General features: G+C 45.0%; 12 protein-coding genes. All 12 read left to right on the top strand.

What is annotated here, in order from left to right; translation table 11 throughout:
- The first annotated feature begins 8 nt into the window (after positions 1 to 8).
- Positions 9 to 1478, top strand: coding sequence for a SusD/RagB family nutrient-binding outer membrane lipoprotein (locus AC1DUD_RS17505; protein WP_477376628.1), 1470 nt, complete (start codon positions 9 to 11; stop codon positions 1476 to 1478).
- A gap of 91 nt (positions 1479 to 1569) precedes the next feature.
- Positions 1570 to 2892 carry a purple acid phosphatase family protein gene (locus tag AC1DUD_RS17510; RefSeq protein ID WP_477376630.1) on the top strand — a complete coding sequence of 441 codons (1323 nt, stop codon included), beginning with the start codon at positions 1570 to 1572 and terminating at the stop codon, positions 2890 to 2892.
- A gap of 2 nt (positions 2893 to 2894) precedes the next feature.
- Positions 2895 to 3869 carry a purple acid phosphatase family protein gene (locus AC1DUD_RS17515; RefSeq protein ID WP_477376632.1) on the top strand — a complete coding sequence of 325 codons (975 nt, stop codon included), beginning with the start codon at positions 2895 to 2897 and terminating at the stop codon, positions 3867 to 3869.
- Between the two features lie 144 nt (positions 3870 to 4013).
- On the top strand, positions 4014 to 4610 hold the full coding sequence (locus tag AC1DUD_RS17520) for an RNA polymerase sigma-70 factor (protein WP_477376634.1): 597 nt from the start codon (positions 4014 to 4016) through the stop codon (positions 4608 to 4610).
- 66 nt (positions 4611 to 4676) lie between these two features.
- Entirely contained in the window at positions 4677 to 5699 is a 1023-nt protein-coding gene (locus tag AC1DUD_RS17525) for a FecR family protein (protein ID WP_477376636.1), read from the top strand.
- A gap of 264 nt (positions 5700 to 5963) precedes the next feature.
- The gene (locus tag AC1DUD_RS17530; RefSeq protein WP_477376638.1) at positions 5964 to 9401 is read left to right on the top strand and encodes a TonB-dependent receptor; all 3438 of its coding nucleotides are present in this window, start codon (positions 5964 to 5966) and stop codon (positions 9399 to 9401) included.
- A gap of 2 nt (positions 9402 to 9403) precedes the next feature.
- Positions 9404 to 11113 carry a DUF4397 domain-containing protein gene (locus AC1DUD_RS17535; RefSeq protein WP_477376640.1) on the top strand — a complete coding sequence of 570 codons (1710 nt, stop codon included), beginning with the start codon at positions 9404 to 9406 and terminating at the stop codon, positions 11111 to 11113.
- A 36-nt stretch (positions 11114 to 11149) separates the two neighbouring features.
- Positions 11150 to 12316: a hypothetical protein gene (locus AC1DUD_RS17540; RefSeq protein ID WP_477376642.1), complete on the top strand. Its 1167-nt coding sequence runs from the start codon at positions 11150 to 11152 to the stop codon at positions 12314 to 12316.
- A 33-nt stretch (positions 12317 to 12349) separates the two neighbouring features.
- Positions 12350 to 13432 (top strand): fasciclin domain-containing protein, encoded by a 1083-nt coding sequence (locus tag AC1DUD_RS17545; protein ID WP_477376644.1) that lies wholly within the window; start codon positions 12350 to 12352, stop codon positions 13430 to 13432.
- A 22-nt stretch (positions 13433 to 13454) separates the two neighbouring features.
- Positions 13455 to 14699, top strand: coding sequence for a fasciclin domain-containing protein (locus AC1DUD_RS17550; RefSeq protein WP_477376646.1), 1245 nt, complete (start codon positions 13455 to 13457; stop codon positions 14697 to 14699).
- Between the two features lie 32 nt (positions 14700 to 14731).
- Positions 14732 to 15718 (top strand): fasciclin domain-containing protein, encoded by a 987-nt coding sequence (locus AC1DUD_RS17555; RefSeq protein WP_477376648.1) that lies wholly within the window; start codon positions 14732 to 14734, stop codon positions 15716 to 15718.
- Between the two features lie 27 nt (positions 15719 to 15745).
- On the top strand, positions 15746 to 18991 hold the full coding sequence (locus AC1DUD_RS17560; RefSeq protein ID WP_477376650.1) for a TonB-dependent receptor: 3246 nt from the start codon (positions 15746 to 15748) through the stop codon (positions 18989 to 18991).
- Positions 18992 to 19000: the final 9 nt, after the last annotated feature.

The following is a 19000-nucleotide window of genomic DNA, read 5'->3' on the forward strand; positions in this document are numbered from 1 at the left end:
ACCAACACATGAAAGCTTATTCCCTTTTATATTTAGCAATTGGCGCGATGTTTTTTACATCATGCACCAAAGATTTTCAAAAGATCAATACCAATAATAATAGCCCGTCGTCAACCCGTCCTGAATACCATTTCACCGAGGCTATTACACAAACCGCTTATGCCTACCAGGAAAACGCATTCGATCGCCGCCCGGCAGCCTTGGGCAGGTATATCACCCTGGTACGTAATAACGACTACGAAACTTTCAGGTGGACAGCCGTTGATTGGAACGACATTTACCAGCGCGCCATGATCATCAAAACGATGCAGCAGGAGGCTACCACCACAGATCAACCTGTTTATGTAGCTACGGGTAATATTTTGATGGCTTTTAATATATCGTATCTAACCGATTTGTATGGCGATGTGCCTTATTCGCAGGCGCTGCAATCGGTAAGTACAGGTAATATCAAACCGGCTTATGATAAACAGCAGGATATTTACATGAGCCTGCTCCAGTTACTTAAAGATGCCAACGAGCAGCTGCGTACCGCCGGTACCGGTATTGATGCAAGCGCCGATGCTTTATATGCAGGCAAAGCTTTGCAATGGAGAAAATTAGCCAACTCATTGCGTTTGAGATTATTGCTGCGTTGCTCAAAAGTTTACGCAAAGGCATTTACAGATATGCAGGAGATCATTAACAACAGCGATCTGTACCCGATTTTCACCGCTAATACTGATAATGCCGAGGTAATTTACCAGGGCGTTAAAAAAGACGACAGCTGGCCTGGTGGCGCGAAAAACATGATCGATGCCGACTTTGCCAAAACCAAAGCAAGTAAAGAAATGGTTGACGCCCTCATTGCCCGTAATGACCCGCGTTTGGCAGTCTGGGTAGCACCCGTTGCTTCAACCGCAGGTTCAACGGTTGATCATAACCAGTATGTGGGTGTACCTCACGCGTTGGCTAACCCGGCAGATTATAATGGCGGTGAAACCCATCAATCGGTATTATCCTCATTTTTCAGGCAGGATAAGGCTACTGGTTTGAAAGCCAGCTTAATGATCTACCCCGAAATATGTTTCATATTGGCCGAAGCCGCGCAAACAGGCAAAGTAACCATCCCTTCAAAAACAGCCGAGTCATTGTATCATGATGGCATCGAGGCCTCGATGGATTATTACGGTGTTAAAGCACAGGCTGCGAGCCAGGCTTATTATGATTTGCCGCTGGTAAAGTACGATGGTACGCAAAAGCAGTTGATCATCCAAAAATGGCTGGCAATGTTGTTCCGTGGCTCTGAAGGTTGGTTTGATTTTCGCCGCACCGGCTTCCCGGAGTTTGTAGCGGGGCCGATGGCATTCCAGCCGAAATTTCCGGTGAGGTATTGCTGGCCAACCAGCGAGCCAAACGTAAACAACGACAGTTATCGTGCAGCTATAGCTGTATTTGGCGCCGACGATATCAATACCAAAATGTGGTATCTAAAATAAAATTATCCCCTAACACTACATAACAAATCAATAAGGATACGGACGGCAGGCTAATGAACCTTGCTGTCTTGTATCCTTTTACCAATGTTTTATGAGCAAAATAGCAAGAAGGAGTTTCATTGGCCGCACCTTGAAAATGGGGGCGCTATTGCCTGTTATCGCATCGCCGGTTAAGTTATTAAGCAGAGGTGCCGAACTGACAAACTACTCCGCCACTGAAATACCCGACCGTGTACTACTAACCATAACAGAAAATCCAGCTGTTAGCATTACCATTAATTGGCGTACCGCGATAACATCCGAAGTAAATTCGGTTGAATATACAATAGCCGATGCACATCCGGAATTTGTATCGAAAGCTAAAACGGTAAATGCTGTTTCAAAAAAGTTCAGCTTTGAAGAGATCAGTTTTGTTAACCATCGGGTTACTTTAAATGATCTCCAACCGGATACCTTATATGCCTACCGGGTTGGATATGGCGAAAACAGGAGCGAGTGGTTCCAGTTCCGTACAGCCAAGGCCAATCTTGAAAAAGCCAGGCTAAGCTTTATTTACCTCGGCGATGCGCAGGTGGGCATCAAACCATTATGGAGCCGTGTTATCCGCAAAGCTTACGCCACCGCGCCCAACGCGCAGTTAATGATCCACGCCGGCGATCTGGTAAATCGTGCCAATAAAGATGATGAATGGGGCGACTGGTTTGCCGCCGGTAATTACATCCATGCCGGTATGCCTGCTTTAATGACACCCGGTAATCACGAATATACCCACGAGGATGGTAAGCCCCACCTTTCTGTTTATTGGAACGAGCAATTTAGCCTGCCCACCAATGGTCCTGATGATGAGTTTTTGAAAGGAAGCTGCTATTATACCGACATACAAGGTGTAAGGTTTATCTCGCTCAATACCCAAATGATTGAAGAAGCCCCATCTGATGATTGCATACAACGGCAGGTAACCTGGTTACACAATGTATTGAAACAAAACCGCCAGCAATGGACATGTGTGGTTATGCACCATCCTATGTACTCAACAAAAAAAGGGCGGGATAACAAAACATCACGCGGGCATTTGAAACCCATATTTGATCAGTACGGAGTGGATCTTGTATTGCAGGGGCATGACCACGCTTATGCTCGCGGCATGAGTAAAATAAAGTTAACCAATGGTGGCCCTAATGATACTTCGCACACGGCTTACGTAGTATCGGTAAGCGGTTCAAAAATGTACGAGACCGAGCCGATGGATTGGGCTGATATCATCATTAACCATACCCAGGTTTATCAAACCATAAACATTGATGGCGATACGCTGCAATTTAAAGCATACCTGGCCACCGGGGAAATTGCCGACGCGTTTGATTTGATTAAGAGAAAAGGTAAGCCCAATCAGCTTATCAATAAAAAATCATAGATATGAAAAGAAGAGATTTTGTGAAAGGAACGGCTTTAACAGCCCTGGGCGCGTCAATTATAGCCCCGCTTGAAACACTGGCAGGCAGCAGGGAAACACACCTGGAAAGTGACGACCTATCAGGTGCCGTTGTTGCTGATGAAAATTACCCCCTCAATTTTGTGGCCATTGGCGATTGGGGCCGTAACGGCGAATATCATCAAAAAGAGGTAGCCGACCAGATGGGGAAATGGGCAGCTACGCATGCCAATAAATTCATTATTTCGGTAGGTGATAACTTTTATCCCAAAGGCGTTGTAAGTGAAAACGATCCCCTTTGGCATTACTCTTTCGAAAATGTTTATACAGCGCACTCTTTGCAAGATGACTGGTATCCTGTTTTGGGTAATCATGATTACGGCACCGATCCGGATGCGCAAGTGCGTTACAGCAAAATAAGCCGTCGTTGGAATATGCCGGCATTGTACTACAGTAAAGAAGTAAACATCAATAAGGTGGATGGAAAAGTATTGTTTGTATTCATAGATACCCAACCTATTGTTTATGATTTTGAAGAACGTCAACCCAAAAAACAATTGCAGTGGATAGATGACACGCTTGCTAAAGCATCTGCCGATGTAAAGTGGAAAATTGTTATTGGTCACCATCCTTGTTACACGGTTGGCCCAAGGATTAAAAACTATGATACGCTTGCTATCAGGAAAGCGTTATCCGGCATCTTCGAAAAACATAAGGTTGATGTTTATTTATCCGGGCACGAACATTCGCTGCAACATTTAAAAGCTGATGGGTATACACATCAGTTTATATCCGGTGCAGGCTCTGAACTTACTGAGGTTACCGCGGGCATCCCTTATTGCCGTTTCCAGGCTTCTGAGCATGGGTTTATGTATTTTTCTATCAATGCCAATAAACTTAGGGTAAACGCCATTAATGATGAAGGCAGGGTTCTTTATGAAACTACTTTAAGCAAATAATAATACAGCCGGGTTGATGCGATTATTGGATATCCACCCGGCCTTGTATACTTTACTGATATAAATAGAACGATAACTTAATATTGAGTTAATGTGATGAGGGGGCAAGCCTGTTTATTTTTGCCGGGGTTTGTTTGGTTAAGCATGACGAAGGTAATTAAGGATTTTTCAGATCGTTTATTGTGGGATGAATATCAGGGCGGCAATACCAGTGCTTACGATATCCTGTTTAAACGCTATCATGACCCTGTTTTTAACTACGCCCTGAAAAATGTACCAGACAGGGAAATAGCCGAGGAACTTACCTTAGATGTGATGCTAAGGCTTTGGCAAAAAAAAGGTGATCTGATTATAGAAACAGATCTTCGTTCGTACCTCTTTCGCTCCATCAAAAACGCCATTTATAACTACTACCGCAAAAAAATCCTGAGCACCATTCCTATCGATCTGTTAACCTTACAGGATACCCCTGTTGGCGGCGCAACTGATGACAAACTAAAATACGTTGAGCTGGAAAAGATCTATCATCAAAAGCTAAATGAGCTTAGCCCACAACGCCAAAAAATTTTCAGAATGAGCCGGGAACGGAACATGACCTACGCGCAGATAGCCGAAGAGACAGGTCTTTCGGTTAATACCATCGAAAATTATATGGTGATTACCTTGCGCATATTACGCCGCGAATTAAGCGAACATGCCGACCTGACGGTGATGCTTATCGCCATCGCATCTTTTTTTTAATTTTTTTCAAAACCGATAGGTGGTGCATCCGCTAAATGGTGTTTTCTATTTTGAGAGCCCATTTAAATGCAATCAGAAGAGAAAATAAAATCACTTATCAGGAAATACATTTCCGGTCAACATACTCCCGAAGAATTGGCAGATATCCGGGAGTTTATTTCAAAACCCGAATCACAGCAGCTTTTTGACGAGGTGCTGGAAGAGCAGGGAACAGGCCTTATTCCTGAGGAAAATATCGACCAGCCCCATCTTGAGGATAAGCTCAATCTTTTTTATCAAAAACTGCAACAACAAACGCAGGATGAGGTTCCGGAACCAACACCACGTGTTGTATCTATTTTTAAAAGAGGTTACCTGCGCCACGTCGCTATCTGGACAGTGTTTATACTGGGTGCAGCTATTTATGGTATAACGCGTTTTCGTAAAGTACCGGTAAAAGAACAAATAGCTTTTCACGAGCAGGTGAACCCCTTAGGCCAGCGATCAAAAATTGTGCTGCCCGATAGCTCGGAAGTTTATCTTGGGGCAGGCAGCAGATTGCATTATCCCGATAAGTTTGCAAATAATACCCGCGAAATTTCATTAGAGGGCGAAGCCTTTTTCCAGGTAACTAAAAATCCGCATAAACCATTCATCATTCATACGGGTACCGTGCAAACCCGGGTATTGGGCACTTCATTCAAAATAGATGCCTTTAAAGATCAGCCTTTGTCAGTTTCTGTTGCCACCGGTAAGGTTAGGGTTGATGATGTAAAGGGGAACAAAATTACATCATTAGCTGTGCTGATACCCGGCCAGATGGTTACCTACAATAACAGCCAGGCAATTACTTCGGCGGTGTTGGCTACCGAGGTGAGCGACTGGAAAAATGCATTGCTTTCATTTCATAACCGCAGCCTGAAGGATGTTACCTCAATACTTGAGCGCTGGTATAATGTGAAAATCCTATACCGTAAGCCGGCCATCGCCAATAAAAAAATATCTGTTGCCTTACAGGCCGATATGCCATTAAATAAAATTATGAAAGTGCTGGCGGCAACCGCTCAATTCAATTTTATCATATCCGGCCAGGAGGTAAATGTCAATTAACAATGATTCAGGTAATAAATACACGCTAACGAAAGGACAGGATATGTAACCTATTTGTACAAACAAAAAACGTCCCCTGCCACAGGCCGGGAACGCGTAATGCTTATAAACCGTGTGATTTTCGACCTCCCGCGGTTTAGATAAATAACCCATACCTTGAACAGGTATGGCCATTTAACAGATCATCGCCTCGGGGCGAATAACTTCATTATGCTCAAAAATATGCAAAAAGGATTAAAAGAATATCCTTCAATCCGATTTTTTATGAAATGCTCTTTTGTGCTCATTGTTGTCAGGCTCACTTTTATAGGTATGCTGATGGCAAGCAATGTGAAAAGTCAGAACCTTGATCGCCAGATAAGCTTACAGTTAAAAAATGTGAGCGTGGCAGAAGGCCTGACAGTTATAGGCAAACAAGGCAATATCAGGTTCTCCTTCCAGGAGCAAACTATGGATGCCGAAAAAAAGAATGTGACCCTGGTTGCCGAACATATTTCGGTAAGGAACGCATTGAATAACCTGTTAGCACATACCGGTTTGGAGTACAAACTGGTGGAAGGATATGTTGTAATAGGCAACAAGCCTGTACCCCTGGTTATAACCGGTACCGTAAAAGATGAAAAAAACGGCGAAACGCTGATAGGTGTTGCGGTTAGAGTAAAAACCACCGGTGCCGCCGTAGCTACAGATGCGAACGGGCGCTTTAAAATAACCCTGCCCGAAGGCGGGGCAACGCTGGTATTAAGTTATATCGGCTATCAAACTAAGGAAGTAAAGGTTGGCCCGCAGGATCGTGAGCTGACCATCACTCTGAAAGCATCGTCAACCCAACTGAGCGAGGTAACCGTACAGGCAAGGAGAAGAACCAACACTGAAATTTCTGTACTGGCCGAAAGAAAGAAAGCCGCCATTGTGCAGGATGCTATCTCGGCTGCGCAAATTGAGCGTACTGCCAGTATCACCACTACTCAGGCTCTGCAAAGGGTATCGGGCGTAACGGTTACTGATGATAAATATGTAGCTATCCGCGGCCTGGGCGACAGGAGCGTGATCGGCCAGTTGAACGGCATCCGCCTGGCTTCGTCTGACCCCGACCGCAGCGCTATCCCGCTCGATTTGGTACCGGCATCGTTACTGGATAACATCACAATTTTTAAGACTGTAACCCCCGATAAGCCGGCCGATGCCGCGGCAGGTATTGTGGAACTGAAAACTAAATCGGTACCTGACAGTATGGTGTTTGAAGTTGCGGCCCAATCGGGTTTTAACTCAAATATTGGTGTAGGCGGACAGTTCAATAGCTTTTATAACAGCGATATGGGTTTCTTGGGCCAAAAGATCAATAAAAAAGATCTGAGCAAAGATTTCCTTGATCTGGGTACTAAGTACAAAGGTGGCCTGTCGCAAATTCAAAAAATGATAGCCAATAGCGGCTATAGTGCCGAAACCCGGCAGGAGGTAAACCGCATTAACGGCATTATGCAGGGTTTTGATCCAGTTTTAACTACCCGTTATAAGCAGGCGCCGCTTAACCAGTTGTATTCGGCATCATTTGGTAATAGCTATACGCTGTTTAAAAAGCACAAGCTTGGCGTAATTGCCGGTGTAAACTATTACAGCCGCACTACTGATATCTCTGGCGGTGATGTGCAGCAATACAGCATATACCAGGGCGTAATTACCGGTAACCCGCAGGTTTATAGTCCGCGTAATATTCCTAACTATATCACGCCCAATAACCTTTACATGGGCAGGTATCAAACTTATAAAGAAAATACCGGTACCCAAACCCTTAACTATGGTGGCTTACTGGGATTAACCTATCGTTTCAGCCCGCAGCACGAGATCAGCATGCAATACCTTGGTAGCTGGGGTGGCGAAACGCAGGCTTATAACTTAAATGGTAAGTATGATTACACTGGTTTGCCTGGCGAAGTAAAAAGTACGGTTTACTCATTAAAGCAATCGTACCGCAAGCTGAACACGTTTAACTTACAGGGTGAGCACAAGTTTTTAAAGGGTGTTTATTCGCCGCGTTTAAGTTATAACGTAGCCACATCAAAAGCCGGTCAGAATGATCCCGATTATCGTTTCGTAAACCTTGCCGATTATACGCCAAGGGGAGGAGCCTACATTGCAGACCCAACAGTAGGTTCTACAAATACGAATCCCGGGTCGGTTTATACCAATCATTTATACGCGCTATCATCAGGTTATGTAAATGGTTTTGGTGCTTACGGCATTATCCAGGCCGAGCCTAACGGTCGCCGCTACCGCAACCTATCCGAAACAAACTACAACTACAAGGCCGATTTGACCCTGCCTTTTAAATTTTTAGGTAAAAAACAGGAATTTAAAATTGGTGTAAACTACCTAAACCGCGACCGCGTATTTACAGAGAACGTTCTGTTTTTACCGGGATCGAATTTTTCCTCTTTAGGAGCGCAGTCGTTGTACAGGGTGGAAGGCAATCTCGATCGTTTGGTAAGCTCAGAAGTAATAGGTATCCACCCAACAGCCTCCGGAACGGGAGAAGGCGCAGCACCTATTGGCGGCTTTTTATACAACAGCCAAAAATCACCTAACAACTACAAAGGCTTCTTTGAAACCAAGGCAGGTTATGCCATGCTTGATATGAAGCTTACCGAAGATTTGAGGGTTACAGGCGGCGTAAGGTTCGAATCAACAAATATCCAGTCGGCGGTTGATACTTCGGGCGTTTTTCTTGATCCGGCATTAACCACAACCCGCCCGGACGGCTCGCACATTCCTCTTTCATTAACCAACCCTAACTCGGTATATAAACAAAGCTATAAGCCATTTTACTCGTTAAATATGACTTATAACTATAAGGAAAACATGAATTTTAGGGCCGGTTTTAATACCACGCTCGCCCGTCCCGAATTAAGGGAAATCACCAATGTATTTGAGTTCGATGCTTTTCAGGGCGGTTTGGTTGTTGGTAACCCTAATTTGATCAATCAATCAACCCAAAATCTCGATTTCAGATGGGAATATTTCCCCGCGGCAGGCGAGGTGCTCTCTTTTTCACTATTCGGCAAGCGGATAAAAAATCAATTGTACAAAGTGTTCAGCCTGCAAACCAGCGGTCTTGCAGCTACTTATCCCGAATACCCAACCATCCGGTTTGAAAACGACCCTAACACAGGTAAGGTATGGGGATTGGAAGTAGAGATTGTTAAAGATCTGGGCAAATTATGGAGCCCTTTAAATAATTTTTTCATCGGCTCCAACTTGATGCTGGCGCAAAGCGATATTAAAAAATCAGCCCAACGGTTGGAGGCTAACCGCTCTATCGATCGTCACTCGCCCGATAATAGTCCACTGTTTGAGCAGGCCCCATACTCGGTTAACGGGTGGTTAAACTATACCAGTAAACGCTGGGGTACCACTTTTACCGGCACATTCAATATGGTAGGCGAGCGCCTGGTGCAGATAAACCTAACCGGCGAACCCGACCTGTATACCCGCCCCGTGCCGGTGTTGGATTTTGTGTTCAGCCAGCGTTTAAACCGTAAAATACTGTTTAAAGGTTACATCAAAAACTTGATTAATCCGGCTGTGAAAACCGTTTATGCCAACCCCGGTACCGGCGGCAAATGGTATGGCGGCGAATACATTAACCGCAGCTATCAGCGCGGCAGCGAGATCATGCTTGGTTTCACCTATAACTTATTGTAACCATGAAAAAACTGAATAAATATTTATGCAATCCGGTATTAGCGGCATGTTTGGCTTTAATGCTGGTATCAGCTTCCTGCAAAAAAGCCAAGTTCGATACTGTAATTGATAACCGGGCTGTTACCGATGCACGCAAAAACTCTACTGTGCGTATTGTTAATCTTGGCAGCTACAACCAGTTGCAGGCTAACGGCGATACGTTAACAAATTATTTAATAAGGGACAAGAATGGCCCCTTGTATGATAGTTACCCGGCTACCAAATATTTTCCAACCAATGGCAGGCTTAGCACCACCTGGGGTATCCCGCAAGCGATTTTAAATAATGGGTCAGCAAAATTTATAGCCGAAACAAGCGGTTACCAGGAAACGCCAACCAAAGTTGAATTTAATGTGCAGGAGAACGCGCAGCAACCGGTTGATTATTACCTGCTTCCTTCTCAGGCTTACATGCAGGTTACCGGTTTGCCTGCTTACTTAAAAGTGCCGCGTTCAATTGCCCCGGCTGCTGATGCCTCGCATTTTAAGATAAGATTACTTAATCTTAGCGGAACCCCCACAGATGATTCGCGTTTGGAGAACCTGGTTAGCCCGTTAACTTTAACCTGGGCCGACGGTACGCCCATTAGTACCCAAACCAGCAATATAGCTCCCGGTCAGTATTCTGAATATATTGATCTGCCTTATACAACGGCTCAAATTAAGGTGCTCACCACCAGTGGCGCGCAAGTACCGGGCTATGAATCAACTTTAGTGCTAAATCCTGCCAATTCAACTATTGAAGGTGCACCGGGACTTAGCTATATCCCTATTAAAACTTATGCGCCGGGTGGTGTTTACACCATGGTGGTTACGCCAAGGCCATATAATGTTCCGTCGCCGGGCACCACAACAGGTGAGACTGTGAAGGCACACCAAAACAGCGTAAGGCTGATAGCTGATATCAGCGAACCGGTTAACGTTACCTATTTCAGGATGCAGGCCGTGAATACCCTACCTGGAGTAAATGGTGTTAAAATATTGGTAAACGGCAAAACATTAGGTGCAGCTATTGATTACACTGCACATACCGATTACGATACTTTTATAATCGGGCAGTACGATATCCAGGCAGTAAATGCTTCCGGAACCGTTTTGGCAAGTACAAAAGTTAAAGCCGAGGCTAACAGTAATTATACACTTTGGTTAAACCCCGGTGCTGATGGTAAACCTGCCTTGGCTGCGGTAGCAAATGACCTGAGCGGAACTTTGGTAACCAATGCTACCGATGACGCTACTTATGCCCGCTACAGTAACGAGTTTTCATTCAGCATGCGTTTCCTGAACCTGAGTCCCGATATTCCTTACTTAACACTCACTACCGATAATGCGCAGGATTTTGTTAGCCAATATGGATTTGATACAGGCGCGGTGACTAATCTGCAACCCGGCAAAGTTCCTGTTGAGTTTCCTTACATCCGTGTTGGTTTTGATGCAAAACCTTACCAGATCATGGCATTCCGTTCTAAACCTACGGTGGTTCCGGGTACCTGGGCCAGCGATATCCCCGTGATTAACAGTAAAGACCTTATTGCCCGTCCGGCACTGTATGTAAAAGGAGTTTTGCCAAACCATGAGGCCGGTTTTTATACGATAGCCCTTATTGGTAAAACCGGCGCGCAGGCATCCGCGGCAGATAAAGCAAAAATGATCATTGTAAAACACAGCAAATAAAAAATTATGCTACGATCAAGATTACAATCTACAATAATGAGTGCTTTGGCCCTGCTGCTTTTAGCTTCGGGCTGTAGCAAGGTAGAATATAGAAAGATAGATAGCCCCGCCTATTTACGGGTATTTAATAACCTGAACTATACCATATCACTTGAAAACAAAGACGAACCGGTTCCCTTTCTGACGATGCTGATTGACCCACAGACCGGTCAGGACGGGATGCCGGTAAGCGCCGCCATTAAAGGCGATTTCCTGGATCAACGCGATCCTTATGCTCCGCCGTATCCATCGCATGTGGGCACAAGCATTTCCTATAAAAACCCGGAATATCCCGGTAAGGAAAATGTATTGGTTGGGCCTGTACTGAACGGTTTTGACCTGAGCAGCTGGGCGCAGATCCCATCAGGCAAGCATCGCGTTGTATTCATGTTCAGGCCGGTTAACAACACGCCGTTTTTTGACCTCGAACCGCGGTTAAAGAAAAGTGTGCTGATAGATACTACGCTAACGCTTGACGCCAAAGAGGTGTATACCCTGCATGTACTGCAAAAAGATTTTATATCCAAAAAGAACGGCATTTACCTGAGGCAGGAAAACTTTCATAAGCTGCCCCTGTCCGATTCGATGGTGTATGTTAACTTCTATAACATGAGCGCCAAGGGTTTCCAGGAAGCTGATAACAGCCTTAAAACTGGTTATAAAAAATCGGGGGCGCTGCAAAACGGGGTAAAGGATAACATGAATATCTTTTACACGCTATATAAAACCGAACCTTCAGCCGCATCGCCATTAACAGGTTACACACAAAAGTTTTTAGGTACACTTATCCGTAACTCAGAAGTACTGCAGGTAACCCCATATTACAGCTTCCCTCTTTTTGCCGACGGAGCATCGGATGGCATACATACTACTATATGGCAGCACCTTGATTTTATGGCACCGGGCATGCATCCGGCCAACAACCCGTATTATCCTTTTCAGTCTCAAACTGATGGAAACTGGGCACCGGTAGAATGTCTGCTGGCAGGTAAAACCGCTGTAAAGGGTAAAGATAACAGTGCGCTGCTGCCCAATATGATCGTGAATATCCCATCGGGCATTTATAACCCGCGCTCGTTTGCCACGGTTAATACCATCGAGATAGTTAACGGCAATATTTATCTCACCACAGTGCAGCGTAAATACGCCCCTCCAATTTATTAACCAAGGCAATCAGCTATCAAAAACATAGTCTAAATGAAAAATAGAAAACCGATAAGAAACTTGTTGCCGCTCATCCCCGCGCTGCTGATGCTGTTGTTCAGCGCCTGCAAGCACGATGACCTGGAAATTGCTAAACCGAACGAAAACTTCAGGCTGGCAACTGATTTTGTAAAGAATAATTATGACCTCACGCTCTTTTCGGCAGCGGTAGAAAAATCAGGCATGGCCGAAACGTTACGCGGCAAAGGGCCATTTACACTGCTTGTGCCAGCTAATTTGGCCTTTAATGAGATAGGCATCAACCGGGCATCTGATTTTGATAAGATGAATACCGATAGCTTAAAGGCCCTGGTACAACGTCACATACTTGATCAGCAGTTAAATTTTAACCAGGTGCCGGTTAACGGGGTTGATATCCGTTACCATACCCTCGCCGGAACCGATGTTTACGCCACCCTGGCAAGTTATGCGCCTAATAACAGCGCTTACCCTGCCAATGAACTGTATTTCAACGGATCGTCGGTAACGCGAAAGGATGTTACCGTGGCCAATGGGGTTGTTCATGTACTCAATAAAGTAATGAAGGTTACGCCCAATAGTACCGTGCAGGATTGGCTGGCTAAACGCCCGCAATACAGCATTTTTGTAAGCGGCCTTAAAAAGTTTGGTTTTTGGGATAAGCTTTCGGGTACAGGGCCATTTACGGTATTCGCCCCGCAAAACAGTGCATTTGAAGCAAATGGTATCACTGAAGTTTCAGTGGCCGATTTAGATCCTGCAATCTACTCGGGCGAAAGGTTATTTGGGAGTTATATACTGAATAACAAACACTTTTTTATCTCCGATTATAGTGTGTTTAACATTATCAACAATGAGCCCACTTACAACGGGCAGCTGGAAAATGACAGCTGGTATTTCATTATAGGCAGCACCAGGGATTTCTTTACAGGAGCAGTTACATACGGAGCGCATTTGCAATCGGCACTTACTTATCCTTATGATACCTACCCTGGTGCAACATCCACACCGGCTTTAACGGATAACCTGACAGATAACGGGCTTGTTCATGATATGCAAGGCTTGCTGCTATTGCCCGAACAGGCTTTAAAACATTGATAGATATTAAAGATTTATAGCTATGAAACTGATGAAAATTATTGCGTTTTGCCTGCTCACGCTAAGCATAGTGTCGTGCAGGAAGGCCGAATTTATGCCTGTACCCGAAGGTGCGGCTATCCCGCATACAGACATTACAATTACCTTGAAGGAGGCGTTGGCCACATCGCCTTATACCCTGTTCAAAGCCGCCTGGGAACGCAGCGATATGAACAGCATTATAAAAGCTAAAGGGAGCAAAGCCCCCTTCACTTTGCTGGTGCCAACAGATGCCGCTTTTATTGCAGATGGTTTAACGCTTGATGTGATCAACAAAACCACACCCGCTTTGCTGGATAGTATCCTGTTATACCACACCATATCATCCGGCATAAGTTTAGATGATATCAAAACCAGGAAGGATAGCTTTAAAGGCTTGTCGTTGTTGCAAAACCCATACCTGAAGGTTGCGCCGGCGGCCGGGGCCACTGGGGCAACCACATTCGATATTTATTCATATCTGCAATACATCAAAGTTGAGGACAGGACTTTATTGGTTAACGGCAAGGCCTGCGGTAAGCTAACACCAACCGAAGCTAAAGACGGCTTGCTGTGGCCAATAGACCATGTTTTGCACAAACCAACCAAAACCTTGCTGCAAGCCTTACAGGATGACGGCCGTTTTGGAATGTACATCGAGCTTGGTTTACAAAACGATGCTTTATATAACGAGTTAACCTTTGGTATTGTTGTTCACGATTTTACGCAGGGCTTGGTGCTTTTACCTTATTATGCCAATTATAACCTAACCTTTTCATCATTATTTGCTATTCCTGATGAGGTTTTTCATGCTGCCGGTTTCCAAACGGTTGATGACGTAATGAAACTGAACGACCGCAACCCGCTCCCTACTGTTGATTGGGATACTTATTCGGTAGTGGGTGGCCTTGCTACCGATACTTTGGTGGGCTATCACCGCTGGGGTACTATGTTTTCCTTTTATGATGTAAACTATGGCCGTGGAGATATCAATGCCCTCAATTTTTACACGCCTGATTTGACCAATGCTTTACTGGGTAATTATACAGTAGTAACCTCGGGTTCGAATGGCACTTACCCAATTTATCCGATGCCGCTTGATTTTGGTAAGCAGAACGGTGCCATTACCGTGAATGTAAAAGGCTCAAACCACCCGGCGGCAAAGATCATTGAGCCGGATATCAATACGCTGATGGGGCCAATACATGTAGTTGATCATTTTATGGTGCCAAAAAACTTTAAGTTTTAAACGCTGGTAACACACATCTAAACAAAAAATTAATGAAAGCTTATAAATATATGCTATTGCTTTTGCTTGCCCTTACTATGGGCAGCTGCAAAAAAGATAAGCAGGAAAAAGCGAACCAAGGCGGTAATAAGTTAAGTGATATTATTGCCGATAACTTTAACCTTTCGGTTTTTAACACCGGTTTAACAGCTGTTAGCTTACGCGCAAAATTGGCGGGTAATGGGCCTTTTACGGTGATCACCCCATCAGATGATGCTTTTGCACGGGGAGGCTACGGAAGCTCAGAAGCGGTTTTGAGTGAGGCCCCGGCACGCATCTCATCGATACTTAATTACCACATCCTTAATGGCGAGTATGAACTGAACAAACTTCCGTTTCTTTTTAACCAGGAGTTGAAATCATCAAACGGGGGTAAGCTTTTTGTTACCCATTGGATAAACGGTGCCGATACCGTACTTACCATAAACGGCGCGAGGGTGCTATCGCAAAATATAAAGGCGAGCAACGGATTGATCCAGGTGATTGACCGGATGCTTGAACCGTATACTTATGAGCAAATTACCGACGCCATAGCATCCGATAAAAACCTGAGTTTATTTTATCAGGCACTTCAGCGGGCGGGGCTGGTCACTTCGTTACAAAGCGGCGGCCCTTACACCATTTTCGCACCCGGTAATGCGGCCATGATTTCGTACGGTTATCCAACTTTAGCCGCCATTAACCAGGCCGATCCTAACACCCTGAAAACATTTTTACGATACCATGTCCTGAACGACAGGCGGTTTGTTTACGATTATGTTTTAAGCGCCGGCGCATCTAACAAAACCGAGCAGACCATGCAGGATGGAAATTCTATAGCGATAACCATATCATCCACTTCCGGACAGGGGGGCACAATTTACAGTATCAACTTAAAGGGAAGCGGAAATACATCAACCGTACAGACAACTAAACAGGATGTATTAACCGGGAACGGCGTTTTACACACCATAAACGGTGCGCTTAAAATTACCCAATAAGTATAACTCAAAAAAGACTTTACAGAGATGACGATATACAAAATATTCAAAAGGATCTTTTTACTCCTGTTGCTGCTATCGCCCTTTGTGGTAAGCGCGCAGGAAACAAGCGGTGCCATAAGCGGTTCGGTAACTGATGCTTCGGGAATGGCTTTGCCGGGCGCTACCATTACGGCAGTGCACTTGCCGTCAGGAACCCGTTATGCTTCTGCCGCTAATAAGGACGGCCGCTTTTATCTTAACAACTTACGCATAGGCGGCCCTTACAGTGTTGAGGCGACCATGGTAAGTATGGCTTCGCAGAAAAAGGAAGATATTACCATCAGGCTCGGTGCTGCTTATGAGGTTAACTTTTCGCTGGCAGATGCATCAAAGCAGCTTGGTGAAGTTGTAATTAAATCCACCCAAAAAAGTGCGCAGGCCAGTACTTATGGCTCGGGTAAAAATATCAGCGCAACGCAGGTGCGCAATATGCCTACCGTATCGCGCAGCATTACCGATATCACCAGGTTGGTACCGCAAGGCAGTAAGGATAATAGTTTTGGCGGCAGTAACTTCCGGTACAACAACGTAACTATTGATGGTGCTATCAATAATGATGCTATCGGTTTTAGTCCTTCATTGGGCGGACAGTCTGGTACTTCCGGTATGGCCGGAAGTTCAACCCGCACCAACCCTATATCGCTGGATGCTATTGAGGATATGCAGGTTTACCTGGCCCCGTTTGACGTGAAGATAGGCAATTTTACAGGTGGTTCGGTAAACGCCGTAACCCGCAGCGGTACCAATACTGTAAGCGGTTCGGTATATGGTTTTGGCCGTAACGCCGCGCTAACCGGTAACGATAGGGTAGGCACGCTGGGCAAAATGAATAGCGATTTTTACGATTACCAAACAGGTATCAGGCTGGGCTTTCCTATTATTAAAAATAAACTATTCTTTTTTACCAACGAGGAGATAGCCCGCAGGCAGGACCCTGCTCAGTTATTGGCAGGTCAGGCAGAAACCAGCCAGATCTTGAGTGTTGCCGATGCCAAAGCCATTGCCGATGCTACGCCGTTTAATGCGGGTACTGCCGGTAACTTTAACACTTACGCACGATCTGTTAAATTTTTTAACAGGTTGGATTGGAATATCGACGATAAAAATCAGCTGGTGGTACGCAATAATACCATCTTATCAAAAGCTACCATTATGGATCGTGATCAGCAGGATTTCAGGTTCAGCAGTATGGCTTATCTACAGAAAAATAACCAGAGCTCAACCGTTGCCGAGCTTAAAAGCAGGTTAAGCAACACGTTGTCGGGTAATTTACTGGTAGGGTACACCATGGTAAATGATTCGAGAGATCCATCAAGTGACCCGAGCCTGCCGCAGGTGCAAATTATGGGCCGCACGCCGGGTACCACCATTTATTTAGGTACCGATCGCGAAGCCAGCATATTTGATATGAAGCAACGCACGCTTGAACTTACCGCTAACCTGAACTGGACGGCTGGTAACCACCGCTTTACCGTAGGTACCCATAACGAGTTTTATAAAATTACCTACGGCTTTGTAAACGCATGGAACGGCCGTGTTGATTATAACAGCATTGACGATTACCTGAACAATAACCCTTACCGGGTACGCGGCGCATACAATTACACCAATAACAACCGTGATTATATCCTTAATAATCCGGGTGCTAAATTTGATGTGAACATGTACAGCGCCTACGTTCAAGACGAGATCACGGTATCGGATAAATTTAAGGTGATCCCCGGTTTACGTGCTGATATGACCTATTTGCCCGAAATGCCGTTTTTAGGCGATAAAACCCGTACCGCGCTGGATGATCCCAATTTTGGTACGACCTACACTTACACGCCGCTTAAAAAAATTACCAATAACTTTTTAAACAAGGTGCAGGTATCACCCCGTATCGGTTTTAGGTATGATTGGTTTGGCGATCAAAGCCTGATTTTGCGTGGTGGTGCTGGCTTGTTTACCGGCCGCATCCCTATGGCCTGGCTGGCTTATGCCTATTACAACACTGGTAACAGCTATGGCGCATTTGATCAAAAGGCCGATCAGAAACCTTTTGTGCCAGGCAGTAACCCGCTAAAAGGAGGCCCGAATGGCATTGCCGATTTTATCCAGGCCAACGGCGCGGTAATCAATAACCCCAACAGCGGCAAAACTCAGGTTGATTTGGTTGATAATAATTTTGTGATGCCACAGGTATTACGCACCAGCTTAGCCGGCGATTACACTACTGCCGACCAGTGGAAGTTTACCGTTGAGGCTATCTACACTAAAAACATTAAGGATGTACTGTTTCAACAATTGAACGTATTGGATAACCCAACATATTATCCGTACGATAAAAATCGTCAGCAACCTATTTACAGCGGCACTGTCGATCAGCGTTTTTCAAATACTTATTTGCTGAGCAATACCAATAAAGGTTATCGCTATAGCTTAAGCGCAACGGTAAGTAAAACCATTGCCAACCAGTTGCAGGCTTCGATATCATATACCTTCGGTCAATCAAAAGATCTTTCAAACGGGGTACGTAACTCTATGGAATCAAACTGGCAGTTAAACCAGTCGCTGGTTCCTAATAACCCAACTTTAGCTAACAGTAACTTCGATATCAGGCACAGGATTGTTGCCAATATCGGTTATAATAAAAATTGGGTTAAGGCTGGCCATACCAACGTTTCCTTGTTTTTCAGCGCGCAATCAGGCAGTCCGTTCAGCTATGGTGTAGTTAATAATAGCGTGCAGGGTTTGCCGCAGCAGGTTAGTTTAGTTTATATCCCAACAAGGGATGAAGCCATCCGCTTTTTCCAGGATAGCCCAACAGCAGGCACCGCGGTGCAGCAGGCTACAGCGTTTAACGCTTATATTGATAAAGACAGCTACCTGAACAGCAGGAGGGGCAATTTTACCGAGCGTAACAAAGGCCGCACACCATGGAATGTCCAGGCCGATCTGCATATCGCCCATGATATCTACTTAAACGCTGATAAAAAGCAGTTTTTCACTATCACGGCAGATGTAATGAACCTCACCAACCTGATCAATAAAAGCTGGGGCGTTCAGTACTTTTCGCCAAATACATTTAACTCTACCGCCAGTGTGGGCCTAACCCCGGTTTTATTCCCTCCGCAGCAAAACGTGGGCGGGTATCCGCTATACCAGTTCAGTACACCGGGTAAACCTTACAGTATTGACTACTATGGTTCCAGAACACAAATGCAATTGGGCGCACGATATACATTCTAAACCAGGAAT

The organism is Mucilaginibacter sp. P4_A11 (genome assembly GCF_056402535.1).

Bases quoted from the DNA above. Each gene is read 5' to 3' on its own strand.
- AC1DUD_RS17505 (WP_477376628.1), top strand. From the start codon at position 9: ATGAAAGCTTATTCCCTTTTATATTTAGCAATTGGCGCGATGTTTTTT.
- AC1DUD_RS17510 (WP_477376630.1), top strand. From the start codon at position 1,570: ATGAGCAAAATAGCAAGAAGGAGTTTCATTGGCCGCACCTTGAAAATG.
- AC1DUD_RS17515 (WP_477376632.1), top strand. From the start codon at position 2,895: ATGAAAAGAAGAGATTTTGTGAAAGGAACGGCTTTAACAGCCCTGGGC.
- AC1DUD_RS17520 (WP_477376634.1), top strand. From the start codon at position 4,014: ATGACGAAGGTAATTAAGGATTTTTCAGATCGTTTATTGTGGGATGAA.
- AC1DUD_RS17525 (WP_477376636.1), top strand. From the start codon at position 4,677: ATGCAATCAGAAGAGAAAATAAAATCACTTATCAGGAAATACATTTCC.
- AC1DUD_RS17530 (WP_477376638.1), top strand. From the start codon at position 5,964: ATGAAATGCTCTTTTGTGCTCATTGTTGTCAGGCTCACTTTTATAGGT.
- AC1DUD_RS17535 (WP_477376640.1), top strand. From the start codon at position 9,404: ATGAAAAAACTGAATAAATATTTATGCAATCCGGTATTAGCGGCATGT.
- AC1DUD_RS17540 (WP_477376642.1), top strand. From the start codon at position 11,150: ATGAGTGCTTTGGCCCTGCTGCTTTTAGCTTCGGGCTGTAGCAAGGTA.
- AC1DUD_RS17545 (WP_477376644.1), top strand. From the start codon at position 12,350: ATGAAAAATAGAAAACCGATAAGAAACTTGTTGCCGCTCATCCCCGCG.
- AC1DUD_RS17550 (WP_477376646.1), top strand. From the start codon at position 13,455: ATGAAACTGATGAAAATTATTGCGTTTTGCCTGCTCACGCTAAGCATA.
- AC1DUD_RS17555 (WP_477376648.1), top strand. From the start codon at position 14,732: ATGAAAGCTTATAAATATATGCTATTGCTTTTGCTTGCCCTTACTATG.
- AC1DUD_RS17560 (WP_477376650.1), top strand. From the start codon at position 15,746: ATGACGATATACAAAATATTCAAAAGGATCTTTTTACTCCTGTTGCTG.